The 16,769-nt window shown below is 67.6% G+C and carries 17 protein-coding genes; 9 read left to right on the forward strand and 8 right to left on the reverse strand.

All coding sequences use genetic code 11. From position 1 onward, the window contains the following. The first annotated feature begins 7 nt into the window (after positions 1 to 7). A complete protein-coding gene (locus BLV63_RS06695) occupies positions 8 to 1,717 on the forward strand; it encodes a dipeptide ABC transporter ATP-binding protein (protein ID WP_066211989.1) in 1,710 nt (569 codons plus the stop codon). 103 nt (positions 1,718 to 1,820) lie between these two features. On the opposite strand, the gene BLV63_RS06700 is transcribed toward BLV63_RS06695, so the two are convergent. After that, complete coding sequence (locus BLV63_RS06700) at positions 1,821 to 2,591, reverse strand: SGNH/GDSL hydrolase family protein (RefSeq protein ID WP_066211265.1); 771 nt, start codon at positions 2,589 to 2,591, stop codon at positions 1,821 to 1,823. Between the two features lie 350 nt (positions 2,592 to 2,941). On the opposite strand from BLV63_RS06700, the gene typA reads away from it, so the two are divergent. Next, the gene (gene typA / locus BLV63_RS06705; RefSeq protein ID WP_066211262.1) at positions 2,942 to 4,849 is read left to right on the forward strand and encodes a translational GTPase TypA; all 1,908 of its coding nucleotides are present in this window, start codon (positions 2,942 to 2,944) and stop codon (positions 4,847 to 4,849) included. A gap of 120 nt (positions 4,850 to 4,969) precedes the next feature. On the opposite strand, the gene BLV63_RS06710 is transcribed toward typA, so the two are convergent. Next, positions 4,970 to 5,455 (reverse strand): hypothetical protein, encoded by a 486-nt coding sequence (locus BLV63_RS06710; RefSeq protein WP_066211260.1) that lies wholly within the window; start codon positions 5,453 to 5,455, stop codon positions 4,970 to 4,972. Positions 5,456 to 5,616: 161 nt separating this feature from the next. Here BLV63_RS06710 and BLV63_RS06715 point away from each other — a divergent pair, with 161 nt between their 5' ends. Beyond that, the gene (locus BLV63_RS06715; RefSeq protein ID WP_066211255.1) at positions 5,617 to 6,051 is read left to right on the forward strand and encodes a DUF3592 domain-containing protein; all 435 of its coding nucleotides are present in this window, start codon (positions 5,617 to 5,619) and stop codon (positions 6,049 to 6,051) included. 36 nt (positions 6,052 to 6,087) lie between these two features. Here the strand turns inward: BLV63_RS06715 and BLV63_RS06720 are convergent, their stop codons facing one another. After that, positions 6,088 to 6,345, reverse strand: a complete 258-nt coding sequence (locus tag BLV63_RS06720) for a putative acetyltransferase (protein ID WP_254780490.1) — start codon at positions 6,343 to 6,345, stop codon at positions 6,088 to 6,090. A gap of 120 nt (positions 6,346 to 6,465) precedes the next feature. Here BLV63_RS06720 and fdxA point away from each other — a divergent pair, with 120 nt between their 5' ends. The 3 genes from fdxA (at position 6,466) to BLV63_RS06735 (ending at position 9,452) form a co-directional block, all read left to right on the forward strand. Next, positions 6,466 to 6,789 carry a ferredoxin gene (gene fdxA / locus BLV63_RS18775; RefSeq protein WP_066211251.1) on the forward strand — a complete coding sequence of 108 codons (324 nt, stop codon included), beginning with the start codon at positions 6,466 to 6,468 and terminating at the stop codon, positions 6,787 to 6,789. A gap of 11 nt (positions 6,790 to 6,800) precedes the next feature. After that, positions 6,801 to 7,943 carry a succinyldiaminopimelate transaminase gene (gene dapC, locus BLV63_RS06730; protein ID WP_066211248.1) on the forward strand — a complete coding sequence of 381 codons (1,143 nt, stop codon included), beginning with the start codon at positions 6,801 to 6,803 and terminating at the stop codon, positions 7,941 to 7,943. Positions 7,944 to 8,168: 225 nt separating this feature from the next. After that, the gene (locus BLV63_RS06735) at positions 8,169 to 9,452 is read left to right on the forward strand and encodes a citrate synthase (protein ID WP_066211246.1); all 1,284 of its coding nucleotides are present in this window, start codon (positions 8,169 to 8,171) and stop codon (positions 9,450 to 9,452) included. A gap of 90 nt (positions 9,453 to 9,542) precedes the next feature. Here BLV63_RS06735 and galE read toward each other — a convergent pair whose 3' ends face one another. Next, on the reverse strand, positions 9,543 to 10,556 hold the full coding sequence (gene galE / locus BLV63_RS06740) for a UDP-glucose 4-epimerase GalE (RefSeq protein WP_066211244.1): 1,014 nt from the start codon (positions 10,554 to 10,556) through the stop codon (positions 9,543 to 9,545). Between the two features lie 66 nt (positions 10,557 to 10,622). On the opposite strand from galE, the gene BLV63_RS06745 reads away from it, so the two are divergent. Both BLV63_RS06745 and BLV63_RS06750 read left to right on the forward strand, forming a co-directional pair. Continuing rightward, positions 10,623 to 11,231 carry a TetR/AcrR family transcriptional regulator gene (locus BLV63_RS06745; protein ID WP_254780492.1) on the forward strand — a complete coding sequence of 203 codons (609 nt, stop codon included), beginning with the start codon at positions 10,623 to 10,625 and terminating at the stop codon, positions 11,229 to 11,231. 89 nt (positions 11,232 to 11,320) lie between these two features. Further along, positions 11,321 to 11,962, forward strand: coding sequence for a hypothetical protein (locus BLV63_RS06750; RefSeq protein WP_066211240.1), 642 nt, complete (start codon positions 11,321 to 11,323; stop codon positions 11,960 to 11,962). Positions 11,963 to 12,011: 49 nt separating this feature from the next. Here BLV63_RS06750 and BLV63_RS06755 read toward each other — a convergent pair whose 3' ends face one another. After that, complete coding sequence (locus BLV63_RS06755; RefSeq protein WP_066211238.1) at positions 12,012 to 12,866, reverse strand: hypothetical protein; 855 nt, start codon at positions 12,864 to 12,866, stop codon at positions 12,012 to 12,014. 77 nt (positions 12,867 to 12,943) lie between these two features. After that, a complete protein-coding gene (gene dapD, locus BLV63_RS06760; protein WP_066211236.1) occupies positions 12,944 to 13,954 on the reverse strand; it encodes a 2,3,4,5-tetrahydropyridine-2,6-dicarboxylate N-succinyltransferase in 1,011 nt (336 codons plus the stop codon). 68 nt (positions 13,955 to 14,022) lie between these two features. On the opposite strand from dapD, the gene dapE reads away from it, so the two are divergent. Next, positions 14,023 to 15,126, forward strand: a complete 1,104-nt coding sequence (gene dapE / locus BLV63_RS06765) for a succinyl-diaminopimelate desuccinylase (protein ID WP_066211234.1) — start codon at positions 14,023 to 14,025, stop codon at positions 15,124 to 15,126. A 94-nt stretch (positions 15,127 to 15,220) separates the two neighbouring features. Here dapE and BLV63_RS06770 read toward each other — a convergent pair whose 3' ends face one another. Together BLV63_RS06770 and BLV63_RS06775 are read right to left on the reverse strand one after the other, a co-directional pair. Further along, positions 15,221 to 16,096 carry an amino acid ABC transporter permease gene (locus tag BLV63_RS06770; protein ID WP_066211232.1) on the reverse strand — a complete coding sequence of 292 codons (876 nt, stop codon included), beginning with the start codon at positions 16,094 to 16,096 and terminating at the stop codon, positions 15,221 to 15,223. Further along, a complete protein-coding gene (locus BLV63_RS06775; protein ID WP_066211231.1) occupies positions 16,093 to 16,740 on the reverse strand; it encodes an amino acid ABC transporter permease in 648 nt (215 codons plus the stop codon). The genes BLV63_RS06770 and BLV63_RS06775 overlap by 4 nt, the downstream gene beginning before the upstream one ends. Between the last annotated feature and the right edge of the window lie 29 nt (positions 16,741 to 16,769).

The following is a 16,769-nucleotide window of genomic DNA, read 5'->3' on the forward strand; positions in this document are numbered from 1 at the left end:
GATCAACATGAACGAGGTGCCGAACACCTCCGGCGGACAGGAAGACCGTCCGCTCCTTGAGATCAAGGATCTGGAGATCGAGTTCACCACCGCCGGTGGCACGGCCAAGGCCGTCCGCAAGGTCAACTTCACCGTGATGCCGGGCGAGACCGTGGCGATCGTGGGCGAGTCCGGCTCGGGCAAGTCCACCTCCGCCCTGGCCGCCATCGGCCTGCTGGCCAAGAACGGCCGCGTGTCCGGCGGACAGATCATCTTCGACGGTGAGGACATCACCCATGTGGAGGAGAAGCGCATGATCGAATTGCGCGGAAACTCCATCGGCATGGTGCCCCAGGACCCCATGTCCAACCTGAACCCGGTCTGGAAGATCGGTTTCCAGGTCAAGGAGACGCTCAAGGCCAACGGCCTGCCGAGCGGACCTCAGGATGTGGCTCAGGCTCTGTCGAACGCCGGACTGCCCGATGCCGAGCGTCGTGCCAAGCAGTACCCGCACGAGTTCTCGGGCGGTATGCGCCAGCGCGCCCTCATCGCCATCGGCCTGTCCTGCCAGCCGCGCCTCCTGATCGCCGACGAGCCCACCTCGGCTCTCGACGTGACGGTCCAGCGCCAGATCCTGGATCACCTGGAGAACATGACCGAGGAGCTGGGCACCGCCGTCCTGCTCATCACGCACGACCTGGGTCTCGCCGCAGAGCGCGCTCAGAAGGTCGTCGTGATGTACAAGGGCCAGGTCGTGGAGTCCGGACCGGCGCTTGAGCTGCTGCGCAACCCGCAGCACCCGTACACCAAGCGCCTGGTGTCCGCGGCGCCGTCGCTCGCGTCCCGCCGCATCCAGGTGGCCAAGGAGGCGGGCCTCGAGTCCGAGGAACTGCTCAGTGGCTCGGAGACCGTCCACGAGAAGGGCAAGCCGGATGCTGTGCTGCAGATCAAGGACCTGACCAAGGTCTTCAAGCTGCGCGAAGGCGCGTTCGGACGCAAGACCGACTTCACCGCGGTGGACAATGTCAGCTTCGAGGTCACCCGTGGGACCACCACGGCCGTGGTCGGTGAATCCGGTTCGGGCAAGTCGACCGTGGCCCGCATGATCCTCGGTCTCGAGACGCCCACCTCCGGCAGCATCACCTTCGACGGCGTCGACGTCAGCACCCTCAAGGGTTCCGGCGCGCTGAAGTTCCGTCGCCGCGTGCAGCCGATCTTCCAGGATCCGTACGGTTCGCTGGACCCGATGTTCAACATCTTCCGCACCATCGAGGAGCCGCTCCGGGTCCACAAGGTGGGGGACAAGGCGAGCCGGGAGAAGAAGGTCCGTGAGCTGCTGGACGCCGTGGCGCTTCCGTCATCCATGATGCGGCGCTACCCGAACGAGCTCTCCGGTGGTCAGCGCCAGCGCGTGGCGATCGCCCGTGCTCTGGCACTGGATCCCGAAGTGATCATCTGCGACGAGGCCGTGTCGGCCCTGGACGTGCTCGTGCAGGATCAGGTGCTGAACCTGCTCGCGAACCTGCAGTCCGACCTGGGCCTGACCTACCTCTTCATCACGCACGACCTCGCGGTGGTCCGTCAGATCGCCGACGACGTCTGCGTCATGGAGCGCGGAAAGCTCGTGGAGACGGGGACCACGGACAGCGTGTTCGAGAACCCGCAGAAGGAATACACGCAGAAGCTGCTGGACGCCATTCCCGGCGCCCGTCTGCTGCTGCCGCCTGAGGTCGCCTGACCAGTCACGGCCTGAGAGAGGACGGGGTCCCACCGGTTTCGGTGGGACCCCGTCCTTTGCCGTTGTCACGGCGTGATGTGCTCGGCGGCCCGTGCCGCCGCGGTCAGCGGTTTTCGAGCGCCCGCGAAAGGTGCTCCGCGAACACCGGGGTCAGACGCTGGTGCCCACTCGGCTTCAGGTGCACGCCGTCGGCCATGTCGTTCTTGAGGCCGTAGGTGGACACCCAGCCGCCGGCGTCGACGAAGGGGATCTTGAGCTCTTCGGCGGTTCTGGCGAGCAGCGAGTCGACCACGAGCCGCCGCCCGCCGCCGTCGTTCGCCGAACGGGAGAGCACCCCCACCATCACCAGACGGGACCCGGGGTAGCGGTGGTGGAGCAGGTATGCGAGCTGTCGGGCGTTCTGCGAGACCTCCGACAGCTGCTTCCCCTGATTCGCGTCATTGCCGCCACCCTGGAGGACGATCAGCTCCGGAGCGAAGGGCGGGAGCTTCCAGACACCGCGCCGGTACGACTGGAGGTAGTTCGCGGCGCGGGGCCTGCTCGCGGCGTAGCCGGTGCCACCCGCGCCCACCCAGGTGACCGAGTACCCCAGGCTGGCGAGGCCCCGACGGGGCCACGTGTCCTCGCCGGAAACGCCCGCCGCGCCGGCGGACTGCGAATCACCGACCAGAAGCGCAGTGCCCTTCCGCACGCCGTCGGGCCCGGGCAGGTCGACGACGGCGGTGCCCCGGCCTGCGCTGACCCCGCTCCCGGCCACCTGGGCCGACGAGGTGTGGGCGGGGGAGAGGGGGGCCTTCTCGCTCACGATGTTCGAGCCCGCCACGAGGGCGAGTGCGGCCGCGGAAAGGGCGACGCGGCGGAAGGCGATGTTCACGGTGTTCCTTAGATGGGGGGTGGCCTGCAATTCAGTGTGAGGCCCGCGGATGAGGTTTGACCAGTCGTTGGGCGTATCGAAATGATCACATCCTGTCCGCCTCGACCTGGGGCGGGAAGCGCCTGACGTCGGAGGACGCCGCGGCGAGGGAACCGACCGGCTGGAGAGGCCCCTCGCAGCCCCTTCAGCCGCGGGATTTCCGGCTTGTCCGACAGCCCTTGTGCAAACCGGTAGAATTGTCGTGGAAGGGCTGTGGTGTCCTCCCCCTGCTTTGTGCCCCGTCGCTGGACAAGTGATCCGCGGGCACGGAATTCACTGTCTTGTCGTCGTTGAAACGAGTCGAAAACCGCATGTCCGAAAACACTGCCTCGCGTTCTGATCTGCGCAATGTCGCAATCGTCGCCCACGTTGACCATGGCAAGACCACGCTCGTGGACGCCATGCTCCGTCAGACGAACTCCTTCGCCTCCCACGGCGAGGTCGAGGACCGCGTCATGGACTCTGGTGACCTTGAACGTGAAAAGGGCATCACCATCCTGGCCAAGAACACCACGGTGGCCTACAACGGTCCCGCCTCCAACGGCGAGACCATCACCATCAACGTGATCGACACCCCGGGTCACGCCGACTTCGGTGGCGAGGTGGAGCGCGGTCTGTCCATGGTCGACGGCGTCGTGCTGCTCGTGGACGCCTCCGAGGGCCCGCTGCCGCAGACCCGCTTCGTGCTCCGCAAGGCTCTGGCCGCCCACAAGCCGGTCATCCTCCTGGTCAACAAGACCGACCGTCCCGATGCCCGCATCGAAGAGGTCGTCCACGAGTCCATGGACCTCCTCCTGGGCCTCGCCTCCGACCTGGCCGACGAGGTTCCGGACTTGGACCTGGACAAGGTCCTCGAAGTCCCCGTCGTCTACGCCGCGGCCAAGGTGGGGCGCGCCTCCACCGAGCAGCCCGCCGACGGCACCGCTCCGGAGAACGAGGACCTGGAGCCGCTCTTCAAGACGATCATCGATCACATCCCGGCGCCGACCTACAACCCGGACGGCGTGCTGCAGGCCCACGTGACCAACCTGGACGCCTCCCCGTTCCTCGGCCGTCTTGCACTGCTCCGCATCTACAACGGCACCCTCCGCAAGGGCCAGCAGGTCGCCTGGGCCCGTCAGGACGGCACCCTCAAGACCGTCAAGATCACCGAACTCCTCGCCACCAAGGCCCTGGAGCGCGTTCCGGCCGAGTCCGCAGGCCCCGGTGAGATCGTCGCCGTCGCAGGTATCGAGGACATCACCATCGGTGAGACCCTGACCGATCTGGAGAACCCGCAGCCGCTGCCGCTCATCAAGGTGGACGACCCCGCGATCTCCATGACCATCGGTATCAACACCTCCCCGCTGGCCGGCAAGGTCAAGGGCGCCAAGGTGACGGCCCGCCAGGTCAAGGACCGGCTGGACAAGGAACTGATCGGTAACGTCTCTCTCCGCGTCCTGCCGACCGAGCGTCCGGACGCCTGGGAGGTCCAGGGCCGTGGTGAGCTCGCGCTGGCCATCCTCGTGGAGCAGATGCGCCGCGAAGGCTTCGAGCTGACCGTGGGCAAGCCGCAGGTGGTCACCAAGACCATCGACGGCAAGGTCCACGAGCCGATGGAGCACATGACCATCGACGTGCCCGAGGAGTTCCTCGGCGCGGTCACCCAGCTCATGGCCGCCCGCAAGGGCCGCATGACCAACATGGCGAACCACGGCACCGGCTGGTGCCGCATGGAGTTCATCGTCCCGGCCCGTGGCCTGATCGGTTTCCGCACCAAGTTCCTCACCGACACCCGCGGCGCCGGTATCGCGTCGTCCATCGCCGAGGGCTACGAGCCGTGGGCCGGTCCGATCGAGTACCGCACCAACGGTTCCATGGTGGCCGACCGTGCCGGTGTGGTGACGCCGTTCGCCATGATCAACCTGCAGGAGCGTGGCTCCTTCTTCGTCAAGCCCACCTCCGAGGTGTACGAGGGCATGATCGTCGGCGAGAACTCTCGCGCCGACGACATGGACGTCAACATCACCAAGGAGAAGAAGCTCACCAACATGCGTGCGGCTTCCTCGGACTCCTTCGAGAACCTCACGCCGCCGCGTGAGCTGACCCTGGAGGAATCCCTCGAGTTCGCCCGCGAGGACGAGTGCGTGGAGATCACTCCCGAGGACATCCGCATCCGCAAGGTGATCCTGGACTCCAACGAGCGTCTGAAGGCCGCCCGCGCCCGCGCGCGTTCCTGATCACGGTCTGAGCTGAGGCGCCGTGCGCCATGGAGGCGAGTCTCCATGGCGCACGGCGCCTTTGTCATGTCCTGCGGCGGCTCGTCGGATCCTGGCCCGTGCCGGCCCTGGACGGGGTTGTCAGAGCACCTTCAGGGTGAGCGTGACACCCTCCGGGGTGCAGAGCCCGGAGGCCCGCAGGAAGTGCTGCGACACGAGGTCCTTGTCCTGTTTGCTGGGGCCGTCGCCCTCACCGGCGGCCTTGCCCTGATACGCCAGCACCACGACGCTCATGGACTTGTACAACCCCTGCAGATCGTAGGGAACGGCGTCCGAAGCCCGATCGAATTCGTCCCAGAGGTCGAGAAGCCCCTTCTTGTCCGTCGGCTGCAGACCGGCGAGCTTCTCATCGAGGGTGTTGAACTTCTCGCAGCCTTCCTTCAGGCTGAGGGCGCCGGTGCTCGCGGAGGGGCTGCCGGCGCTGTCGGATGGCGAGGATCCGTCGCCCGGCGTGGTGGCGGCCTCGCTCGGCCCGCTGGAGGCCGGAGCGGGGAGCGGTATCGTCGGGGCACAGGCCGCGAGCAGGGGGATGAGTGCGATTGCGGGCCAGATCGGGGTCTTCTTCATGGTGCCTTTTCTGCCGGTCGTGGTCTGGGCGGTGCGGTACTGTGGGCCACGCTACCGGGACCGCCCGGCCCGCGCATGTCAGCAGAATGGGGAGCCCTGCCCGTCCGCCCGTCAAGGGGCCCCAGGGTGAACCTGGGACCCGGTGAGGAGAGGAATCGCACATGTCGACCGTTCAGACCGTCGCTTGGGGCATCTGGGGAGCTTTCGTCCTCCTGATGGTGGTCGTCTCCGTGGTCCAAGTGCTCGCTTTGCGACGGCGGGAGCGGGGCATGCGCGAATGGCCACGGGTCCAGGCCGTGGTGGTCGGGCACAAGGAGGGCCCCGGCGTCGGTGACGCCGGTGACGGCCCGGCACGGTACTTCCCGATCTACCAGTTCCAAGGCCCTGACGGCCGGGTGCTCCAAGGGCGTGCCCTGCGGGGCGGGCCGAGCCCGTACCCGCTGGGAAGTGCGCTCGAGATCTGCGTCAATCCGCAGAAGCCCAGCGAGTCCTATGTGATCGAGAAGACGAGCAAGGTCCTGCTCGGCTGCACCCTGGTGTTCGCGGTGGTCTTCCTGATCGGATCGTTCTTCTTCCTCAGGATCCTCCTGGGCTGACGGGCCGGCGCTCCAGGATGCCGTCCGGGAACGGCGTCAGAACCGCGGCGCGCGGCGCGCGGGCGGCGGCGGGACGGGCTTGGCCAGGGTCACGCGGTCCAGCGGGATGCTGATCTCGCCGCTCCGCCCGGTGACGACGATGCGCGGACTCACGACGGCGACGTCGTCCCGCGCGGTCAGCTCGCCGAGAGCGTCGCTGAGGGCTCCGTCGTCGAGCCGGAAGCGCACGACCACCCGGGTGCCCAAGGGGGCGCTGAGCAGCAGGGGAACGCCCCGGAGTGTGGAGAACGACACGCCTCCATCGTAGAGCGACGTCATCCTCTTCGGTGAAGTGACCTCCGGGGTAATACAGTGGAGTCCAACGGAGGAACGCCTGCGGGACACGGGCACCGTTATCGGAAGGAATATGGGAACGTGACGTACGTAATCGCGCAGCCTTGCGTGGACGTGAAGGACAAGGCCTGCATTGAGGAATGCCCGGTCGACTGTATCTACGAAGGCGAGCGTTCCCTCTACATCCACCCGGACGAGTGCGTCGACTGCGGCGCCTGCGAGCCGGTCTGCCCCGTCGAGGCCATCTACTACGAGGACGACGTCCCCGACGAGTGGAGCGAGTACTACAAGGCCAACGTCGAGTTCTTCGTGGACCTCGGTTCTCCCGGCGGCGCCGCCAAGGTCGGCAACACCGGAACGGATCACCCGTTCATCTCAGCTCTTCCGCCGCAGAACCAGGACTGAGTTCCGCGACGATGGCGTTTCCCTCGGAGACCTTCGGTCTGAGCCTTCCTGAATACCCCTGGGAGGCTCTGGCGCCTTACCGGGCCAAGGCCGCGCAGCACCCGGGCGGTGTGGTGGACCTGTCCATCGGCACCCCGGTGGACCCCACGCCGGCCTTCATCCAGGACGCCCTGGCGGCAGCCGCCGACGCCCATGGATACCCCACGGTGCACGGCACCCCGGCGCTCCGCGAGGCCGTGGTCGACTGGTTCGCCCGCCGCCGGAACGTCTCGGGGCTGAATCCCGACGCCGTCCTGCCGACCGTCGGGTCCAAGGAGATGGTCGCCTGGCTGCCGTTCTTCCTGGGCCTGAAGCCCGGCGACGTCGTGGTGCGGCCGAGCGTCGCCTACCCCACGTATGACATCGGCGCCCAGCTGGTGGGCGCCACGCCGATCGCCGCCGATGACCTCGATGAGCTGGACGCCGCCACGCGCGCCAAGGTCCGTCTGGTCTGGCTGAACTCGCCGGGCAACCCCACGGGAGAGGTCCGGTCAGCCGAGCGCCTCAAGAAGGTGGTGGACCAGGCGCGTGCACAGGGCGCCGTGGTCGCCTCCGACGAGTGCTACGCCGAACTGGGATGGGACGCCTGGGACGCACAGCGGGGCGGCGAGGCCGTCCCCAGCGTGCTGGACGAGAGGGTCAGCGGGGGAGACGTGTCCGGTCTGCTCGCCGTGTACTCCCTCAGCAAGCAGTCCAATCTGGCCGGCTACCGGGCGTCGTTCGCGGCCGGTGATCCCGTGCTGATCGCCAACCAGGTGAACGCCCGCAAGCACGCCGGCATGATCGTTCCGGCACCCGTGCAGGCCGCGTTGCGGATCGCCCTGGGGGACGACGCCCACGTGCAGGCGCAGAAGGACCTCTACCGTGGCCGCCGCGAGCGTCTTCTGCCCGCGCTCCGCCACTTCGGCCTGGACATCCAGCACTCCGAGGCCGGCCTGTACCTGTGGAGCACCGCGGGCGAGGACACCTGGACGACGGTGGACCGCCTGGCCGAGCGCGGCATCGTGTGCGGCCCCGGCGTCTTCTACGGCCGCCGCGGCGAAGGCTTCGTCCGGATCGCCCTCACGGCCACGGACGAGCGCGTCGACGCCGCGGTGGAGCGCCTGCTCGCCTGAGGTCCGGCGTCGTCCTTCTACTCCGCGGGGGAACGCCGCGCAAGGCTTGCTGGGAAAAAGCTGTCGATTAGGGTAGCGCTTGCCGGTGGTTGTAGTTTGTTACTGGAAACCTGGCGATTCCTCCGGGAAATCCGCCCTGGCTTTGTCGGATACGGCCAACCCGCAGCCGCTGAAGCCACTGGATCACGAGTTCTACCGGGGCGACGCCCCCATGAAGGAGACTCCATGACTGAGCACAAGAGCGCAACGCTCCGCCATGACAACGGCGAGCTGCAACTTCCCCGTATCGCCGCGGTGGAAGGCAACGACGGGTATGACGTCTCCAAGCTCCTGAAGGCCACGGGCGCCGTCACCTACGACCCCGGGTTCATGAACACGGCGGCCACCTCGTCCGCCATCACCTACATCGACGGCGATGCCGGCATCCTGCGGTACCGCGGGTACCCGATCGAGCAGCTGGCGCAGCACTCCAGCTTCCTCGAGGTCTCCTACCTCCTGATCTACGGCGAACTGCCGACCCCGACCGAACTCGAGGAGTTCGATCAGAAGATCCGCCGCCACACGCTGCTGCACGAGGATCTCAAGGGCTTCTTCGGAGGCTTCCCGCGCGACGCGCACCCGATGCCGGTGCTGTCCTCCGCCGTCTCCGCGCTGTCCACCTTCTACCAGGACTCCCTGGACCCCTTCAACCAGGAGCAGGTGGAGCTTTCCACCATCCGCCTCCTGGCCAAGGTCCCGGTCATCGCGGCGTACGCCCACAAGAAGTCCATCGGACAGCCGATGCTGTACCCGGACAACTCGATGAACCTGGTCGAGAACTTCCTGCGCCTGTCCTTCGGTCTCCCGGTGGAGCAGTACGAGCTGGACCCGACCATCGTGAAGGCCCTGGACCTGCTGCTCATCCTGCACGCGGACCACGAGCAGAACTGCTCCACCTCCACGGTGCGTCTCGTGGGCTCGGCCAACGCCAATCTCTTCGCCTCCGTCTCGGCCGGCATCAACGCCCTCTTCGGTCCCGCCCACGGCGGCGCCAACGAGGCCGTCCTGAAGATGCTCCGCCAGATCCAGGCCGACGGCATCAAGCCGGAGGACTACATGGAAAAGGTGAAGAACAAGGAGGACGGCGTCCGCCTCATGGGCTTCGGCCACCGCGTGTACAAGAACTACGACCCGCGCGCCAAGATCATCAAGGCGACTGCTCATGAGGTCCTTGGCAAGCTCGGCGGCAACGACGAACTGCTGGACATCGCGATGCGCCTGGAGGAGAAGGCCCTGGCGGATGACTACTTCATCCAGCGCAAGCTCTACCCGAACGTGGACTTCTACACCGGCCTGATCTACAAGGCCATGGGCTTCCCGGAGAAGATGTTCACCGTGCTCTTCGCCATCGGCCGCCTGCCGGGCTGGATCGCCCAGTGGCGCGAGATGATCAACGATCCCGCCACCAAGATCGGCCGTCCGCGTCAGCTCTACACGGGCTACCCGGAGCGCAACTACCCGGCGGTCTGATCTTCATATCAACGACGACGGCGGCCACTCACCTTTCCGGTGAGTGGCCGCCGTCGTCGTCAGAGCGTCGGAGCGTCAGAGATGCTCCCGTCAGGAGGCGTAGCCGTTCGGGTTGTTCTTCTGCCAGCGCCAGTGGTCCTCGCACATCTGGTCCAGGGTCTTCGTCGTGGACCAGCCCAGATCCGCCAGGGCGGCACTGGCATCCGCGTAGCTCTCGGCGACGTCGCCAGGCCGGCGCGCAGCGAATTCGTACGGCAGGGAGCGACCCACGGCCCGGGAGAAGGCGGTGAGGACTTCCAGCACACTCGCGCCATTTCCGGTGCCCAGGTTCCAGCGGTGCGTGCCGCCGTGGGTGGAGATGTAGTTCAGGGCGGCGACGTGGCCCGCGGCGAGATCCACCACGTGGATGTAGTCGCGGACGCCGGTCCCGTCCACCGTGGGGTAGTCGTTGCCGAAGATCATGAGCTTCTCGCGCCGGCCCACGGCCACCTGGGCGATGAAGGGCATGAGGTTGTTGGGGATGCCGCTGGGGTCCTCGCCGATGAGGCCGGACTCGTGGGCGCCGACCGGGTTGAAGTACCGGAGAAGGGCGATGGACCAGCGGTCGTCCGAGGCGCCGAGGTCCGCGAGGATGTCCTCGATCTGCTCCTTGGTGCGGCCGTACGGGTTGTTGGCGCCCATCTCCATCTTCTCGACGAAGGGCGCAGTGTTGTGATCCCCGTACACGGTGGCGGAGGAACTGAAGACGATGCTGCGCACGCCGTGGGCGTCCATGGCGCGGAGCAGGTTGATGGTGCCGGCCACGTTCCGGTAGTAGTACTCCAGCGGGATGCTCGCAGACTCGCCCACGGCCTTGAGGCCGGCGAAGTGGATGACGGAGCTGAAGTCATACGTGCTGAAGAGGCGCTCCAGGCCTTCCGGATCGGTCAGATCCACCTGGTGGAAGGGCACGGGCTTGCCGCTGAGCTGCGCCACCCGGCGCAGGGACTCCTCGCTGGAGTTGGACAGATTGTCCATCACCACCACGTCGTGCCCGGCCTCCTGGAGAGCCAGGACAGTGTGCGAACCGATGTAGCCGGAACCGCCGGTAACCAAAATCGTCATGGCTTCACCGTATCGCAGCGGGCAGAAGAAGCGCAGGTGTGCTACAAACTAAGGGTGCCGAAAGTCGTGAATGCAGCAGCCCGTAGAGCAGACGTCGCCGATGCGGTGTTCCGGATCATCGCCACCGACGGCCTCGCCAGGGTGTCCCTCCGGGAAGTCGCCGCCGAGGCCGACCTCGTGGTCGGATCCGTGCGGCACTATTTCACCGACAGCGCCGAGCTCCTGGAACACGCGTTCGCCACGGCCAACGAACGGCTGGAGCTGCGGCTGTCCGCTCGCCTTCCCGCCGTGCAGGCGGCCGCGGAACGCGACGATGCAGACGGTCTCCGCGAAGCCTCGCTGGCGCTGCTCGCGGAGTTCCTGCCCCTGGACGGGAACAGCGCCGCCGAGTGCAGCGCCAGGACCGAGTTCCGCCTGGCCTCCCGCGGCAACGCCGGGCTCCAGGCGGAGGCCGAGCGTGGGTACCGGGCGGCGGCCGCCGTCGTCGGGCAGCTTATCCAGGCCTTCCGGCCGGAGGGACGGCTCGAGGACCTGGTGGTGGAGGCGGAACGCCTCATGTCGCTGCTGGACGGCCTTTCCCTGCACGCGCTCGTGCACACCCGATGGCTGGACGCCGCGATGTGCCGGAGCGTTCTGCTGGCCCATCTGGCGAGCCTGGAATCGCGGGAGATTTAGGGCCTGGGGCCATTAACACGACGCGCCCGCGGATCTACACTGAGAGCCGGGGCCATGAGCCGTTGAAGCGGCATGGCCAGGAGGTCTGCATGAGCGTCGATGAACCCATCGGCCCCGGACGGTCCGGGGCGGACGAGCCTGCTCCATGGAACATCACCGTGGGCACCTCCTTCCCACTGCTCGTCGCTCTGTATCTGCGGGACAGCTCAGGTATGCACGACGCCGGCATCCCGACCCTGGCGCCCATCGAACCGCGCGTCCACGGCAGTGAGCATCACCACCTGATCTCCGAGGTGGGCGGCCGCGACGCGCTCCGGATCGAATGGGAGGCCTGGTGGGAACACCTGCTCAGGACCCACCACAGCCACACACAGGCTCCCGTGATCCTGGAGACCGCGCAATTCGTGGGTTCTCCGGCGTTGCACCGCATCGCCAGCGCGCATCGCGGCGCGGCCTACAGCTGGGCCGAGGCGCGGGTCCGTGAGCACACGCAGCATCAGGCACGGCATTCCGGGGTGCTGGAAGCCGAGGTGGAAGCCGTCGTGAAGGCCCGGGAGAGGGCCGTCAGGCGACGGGCGCGGGCGTTCAGTCTCAACGTCGTGGTGCTGCCGTTCGCCGAGCCGCGGGCCTGGTACCCGGAGCCGGAGCTCGTGCTCCTCAGCCATCACCTCGTGGGGGACCCGCCGCTCCTGCGCAGCTACCTGGAACCGATCGTGGAGCTGCTCGTCTGACGAGCACGCGGTGCTGGTCAGGGAGGAGCCTGTGCTGACCTGGGAGTGCTCAGGCCCCCGGACCCGAGGCCAGGGTGATGACCACCTGCTGGCCGAGCGAATGCGTGGAACGCCAGCCATCCCGGTTCTCGCGCAGCCAAGTCTGGGTGTTGTAGTCCACGCGGTCGATGCCGTAGGTCTTGGCGTGGGCGACGGCCCAGTGCGCCACGGCCCAGCCGGTGGTCCCGGAGACATCCACCCGGACCTCCCGTCCCGACCCCTCGAGCCCGAGATGCGGGAATGCCTTCGCGAGTTCCTTCCGAACCGCTTGGGGGTCACCGGCTCCGGAAGCGGGGGCGAGGCTGCAGCTGAACGACGCCGGGGACTGTCCGGTCAGGGATGAGGCGAACGCGCGGCCCTCGCTCTCGTGATCGGCGTAGGCCTCGGGGAAGGCGGAACGCTGAACGGTCTGCGCGGCTTCCGTCAGGGGGATCGACTGGTAGTTCGGCACCTTCACCAGGGCCTTGTAGAACGTGGCCGTGGAGAAATAGGGGTCCATGATCTGGGCTTCGGTGCCCCAGCCCTGGGAGGGACGCTGCTGGAAGAGCCCGCGGGAATCGGGACCGGCCGCGTCACCGTAGTTGAGGTTCCGCAGATTCGATTCCTGGATGGCCGTGGCGATCGCGATCGAGGACGCTCGCGGCGGGAGCTCTCGGCTGACCCCGACCGCGGAGATCAGCGAAGCATAGGCCGACTGCTCGGGGGTCAGCTGGAACTTCTGGCCGGATACGTCGGCCGTGCACAGCTCAGGGCCGTCGGCGCTGATCGTGTGGGTCAGCTGGACGGCGACCCAGATGCCCCCGGCCACGAGGCTGGCGACGAGGACGAGCGTGATCCAGAGCCTGAGGTGGCGACGTCGAGACACGAGAAGCTTCCGTTGGGGGACAGGAAAGGGGGTGGGACCACTGGCCCCGCCCCCTCCATGGTAAATGGCGTTCCTGACTAGTTGGCGTGCAGCGCCTCGTTAAGCTCGACGGTCTGGCCCTTGCGGGGCAGCACCTCGACCTCGCCGGTGCTGGAGTTGCGGCGGAAGAGGAGGTTCGGGACGCCGGAGAGTTCCACGGCCTTCACGATCTGCTGCTGCTCCTCGCCATCGGCGTCCTTGGGGCCGTGCACGCGGACGCGCGTCCCGGCCGTGACGTACAGGCCGGCCTCGACGACGGAGTCGTCGCCGATGCTGATGCCCACGCCGGAGTTGGCGCCCAGCAGGACCCGCTCGCCCAGCGCGACGCGTTCTTTGCCACCGCCGGACAGGGTGCCCATGATCGAGGCGCCGCCGCCGACGTCGGTCCCGTTGCCCGCCACGACGCCGGCCGAGATGCGGCCCTCCACCATGGAGGTGCCCAGGGTGCCGGCGTTGAAGTTCACGAAGCCCTCGTGCATGACCGTGGTGCCGTCGGCGAGGTGCGCCCCCAGGCGGACGCGGTCGGCGTCGGCGATCCGCACACCGGTGGGGACCACGTAATCCACCATGCGGGGGAACTTGTCCACGCCGTAGACCGTGACGTTTCCGCGCTTGCGCAGCTTGGCGCGCACGCCTTCGAAGCCCTCGGGCAGGGCCGGGCCGAAGTTGGTCCACACGACGTTGGCGAGCTTGCCGAAGAGGCCGTCCAGGTTGATGGTGTTCGGGGCCACGAGGCGGTGGGAGAGCAGGTGCAGCCGCAGGTAGGCGTCGGCGGTGTCCGCGGGGGCCTCGTCCAGGTCGATCTGGACGAAGACCACCTGCTGCTGGGTGCCGCGGTCGGCGTCGTCCCCGGCGGCAGCCGCTTCGATCAGGTCCTGCGGGGCGTTCTCCACGGACCGCAGGGACCCGGCGGCCTCACCCAGGGCGGGAGCCGGGAACCAGACGTCCAGGACGGTGGCGTCCTCGCCGCGGACGGCGATGGTGGCGATGCCGAAACCGTGGGCGGTCCGGCTCTGGGCGGAAGCGTTCTCAGGGGCTGCGGAAGTCATGCGAGCAGTTTATCGGCGCGTCGTGCGGCCTCAAAAGCAGCGGCTCCGCGTGACGGTAGAGTGAAAAAATGACCGCTCTGGACCTTCAGCAGGACGTTTCGCTCCTCACCGCCGCCTTGATCGACATCAACAGCGTCTCCGATCAGGAGACCGCCATCGCCGACGCGGTGGAACAGGCCCTGCGGGCCCTGGACCACTTCGAGGTGACGCGCGACGGCGACTCGATCGTCGCGCGCACGACGGCGGGCCACGCCGAACGTGTCATCCTCGCCGGCCACCTGGACACCGTGCCCCTGCCGGGCACGGAGGGCGCCCGCGGCACGGTGCCCAGCAGCTGGGACGGCACTCCGGGCGAGGGAGTGCTCCACGGACGCGGCGCCGTCGACATGAAGGGCGGCGTGGCGGTGCAGCTGGCTCTCGCCGCAGCCATCGGACGCGGCGAGCTGGTCCCGCAGCGCGATGTCACGTTCGTCTTCTACGACCACGAAGAGGTCGAAGCCTCCAAGAGCGGTCTGGGCCGGCTCGTCAAGAACCACCCCGAGCTGCTGACGGGTGACTTCGCGATCCTGCTCGAACCCACCAACGGCGTGGTGGAGGGTGGCTGCAACGGCACGAGCCGCTTCGAAGTGACCACCCGTGGCGTGGCCGCGCACTCCGCCCGGGCCTGGATGGGGGAGAACGCCATCCATGCGGTGGCCCCGGTCCTGACCCGGCTCGCCGCCTACCAGCCCCGCACCGTCGCGGTGGACGGGCTGGACTACCGCGAGAGCCTGAACGCTGTGCTCATCCACGGTGGCACCGCCGGGAACGTCATCCCGGACGGCTGCGTGGTGGAGATCAACTACCGCTTCGCCCCGGACAAGACCGCGGACGACGCCGAGCTGCACGTCAAGCAGCTCATGGAGGGCTTCGACGTGGTGCGGACCGACGCCGCGCCGGGCGCCCGGCCCGGCCTCAACCACCCGGCGGCCGCGAGCTTCGTGGCCGCGGTCGGTGGCGAGCCGAAACCCAAGTACGGCTGGACCGACGTCGCACGCTTCTCCGAGCTCGGCATCCCCGCCGTGAACTTCGGGCCAGGGGACGCGCTGCTGGCTCACAAGGACGATGAGCGCGTGGACGCGCAGGCCGTCCGGACGTGCCTGGCAGCACTCACCGCCTGGCTCTCGGACTGAGACCGGCGGAACGACAGAGTTCGGCGGAACAGCAGAGAGGCCGTGACCCCTGGGGGTCACGGCCTCTCTGCTACGCGGATTCAGGATGCCGGCGTCAGGCGCCGGCACTCCCGCCTTCCAGCGTGGAACCCGGTGCCGGGTTCGCGTCCAGCACCTTGCCCTTGCGGCCCTTCCGCAGGCGGATCTCCACCAGCTTGGCGATGCCGGACAGGATGAGGCACAGGCCGATGTAGATCACCGCGGCCACCATGGCGGCCGGGATGATCGGCGAGCCGTAGAGCGCCTGCGAGCCGAAGTACTTGGCCTGGAACAGGATCTCGTTGTAGGTGACGATGAAGCCCAGAGCCGTGTCCTTCAGGATCACGACGAGCTGTGCCAGGACGAGGGGCAGCATCGCGCGGAACGCCTGGGGGAAGAGGATCAGGCTCATGACCTGGCTCTTCCGCAGGCCGATCGCCATACCGGCCTCTTTCTGGCCCTTCGGCAGTGACTCGATGCCGGCGCGGAAGGCTTCCGCGAGGACCGAGCCGTTGTACAGGGTGAGGCCGCCGACCACGGCCGCGAACGGCGTCACCCCGTGGACGCCGATCGTCGGCAGGCCGTAGTAGATCATCATCATGAGGATCAGCAGCGGCACGGCACGGAACAGCTCCACGAACCAGAAGCAGGGCACGGAGACCCAGCGGTGGTCCGAGAGCTTGCCGACGGCGAGCAGCATGCCCAGCACGATGCTGAGCACCGCGGCCAGGGCGAATGCCGAGAGCGTGGCGCCGACGGCCTGGACGATGGTCTGCTGCACCAGCGGGAAGGTGAAGATCCTCCATTTGGCCGCGGTGAACTGGCCGGTGTCGATCAGACGGATGATGACGAAGGCGATGACGCCCAGGACCACCAGGAGCGTGACGACGCCGCCGACCAGGTAGCGGGCTTTGGCCTTGGGGCCGGGCGCGTCGAAGAGTACCGAGGTCATCGTGCCACCTTCCACTTCTTCTCAAAGTGCCGCTGGAGCAGGGAGAGCAGAGCGACCAGGATGATGAAGCCGAGAGCCACCCACAGCAGTCCGGCCATCGCGGGCTCCCCGCGTTCGGACAGGTTGGCCCGGATGGCGCCGGCCTCCATGACGGAGAAGCCCGCGGCGACCGTGGTGTTCTTCAGCAGGGCGATCAGCACGCTGAACAGCGGGGGGATCACCGCCCGCACGGCCTGGGGGAGGACCACCAGGCTCAGGGTCTGTCCGAAGTCCAGGCCGATGGCGCGGGCCGCTTCAGCCTGACCGATCGGGACCGTGTTGATACCCGAGCGGATCGTCTCCGCGATGTAGGTCGCCGTGTAGAGGCTCAGACCGATGATCGCGGCCACCATGAAGCTGATCTGCGGGAGACCGAGTTTCGGATAGCCCAAAGCGAAGAAGAACAGGATCAGGGTCAGCGGGGTGTTGCGGACCAGGTTGACGTACACCGTGCCGACCGCTCGGGCCGCCGGGACGGGCGAGACGCGCATGGCGCCGACCACTGATCCGATGATCAGGGAGAAGATGGCCGAGAAGAAGAACAGGATGATGGTGTTCTTGAATCCCTCGGTGAAGAGGTCGAGGTTGTCGAGCAGCGTGTTCACGTCTCAGATCGCTTTCGCTCGCAGGGACA

This window comes from Arthrobacter woluwensis, assembly GCF_900105345.1.
Lineage (GTDB): Bacteria > Actinomycetota > Actinomycetes > Actinomycetales > Micrococcaceae > Arthrobacter_E > Arthrobacter_E woluwensis.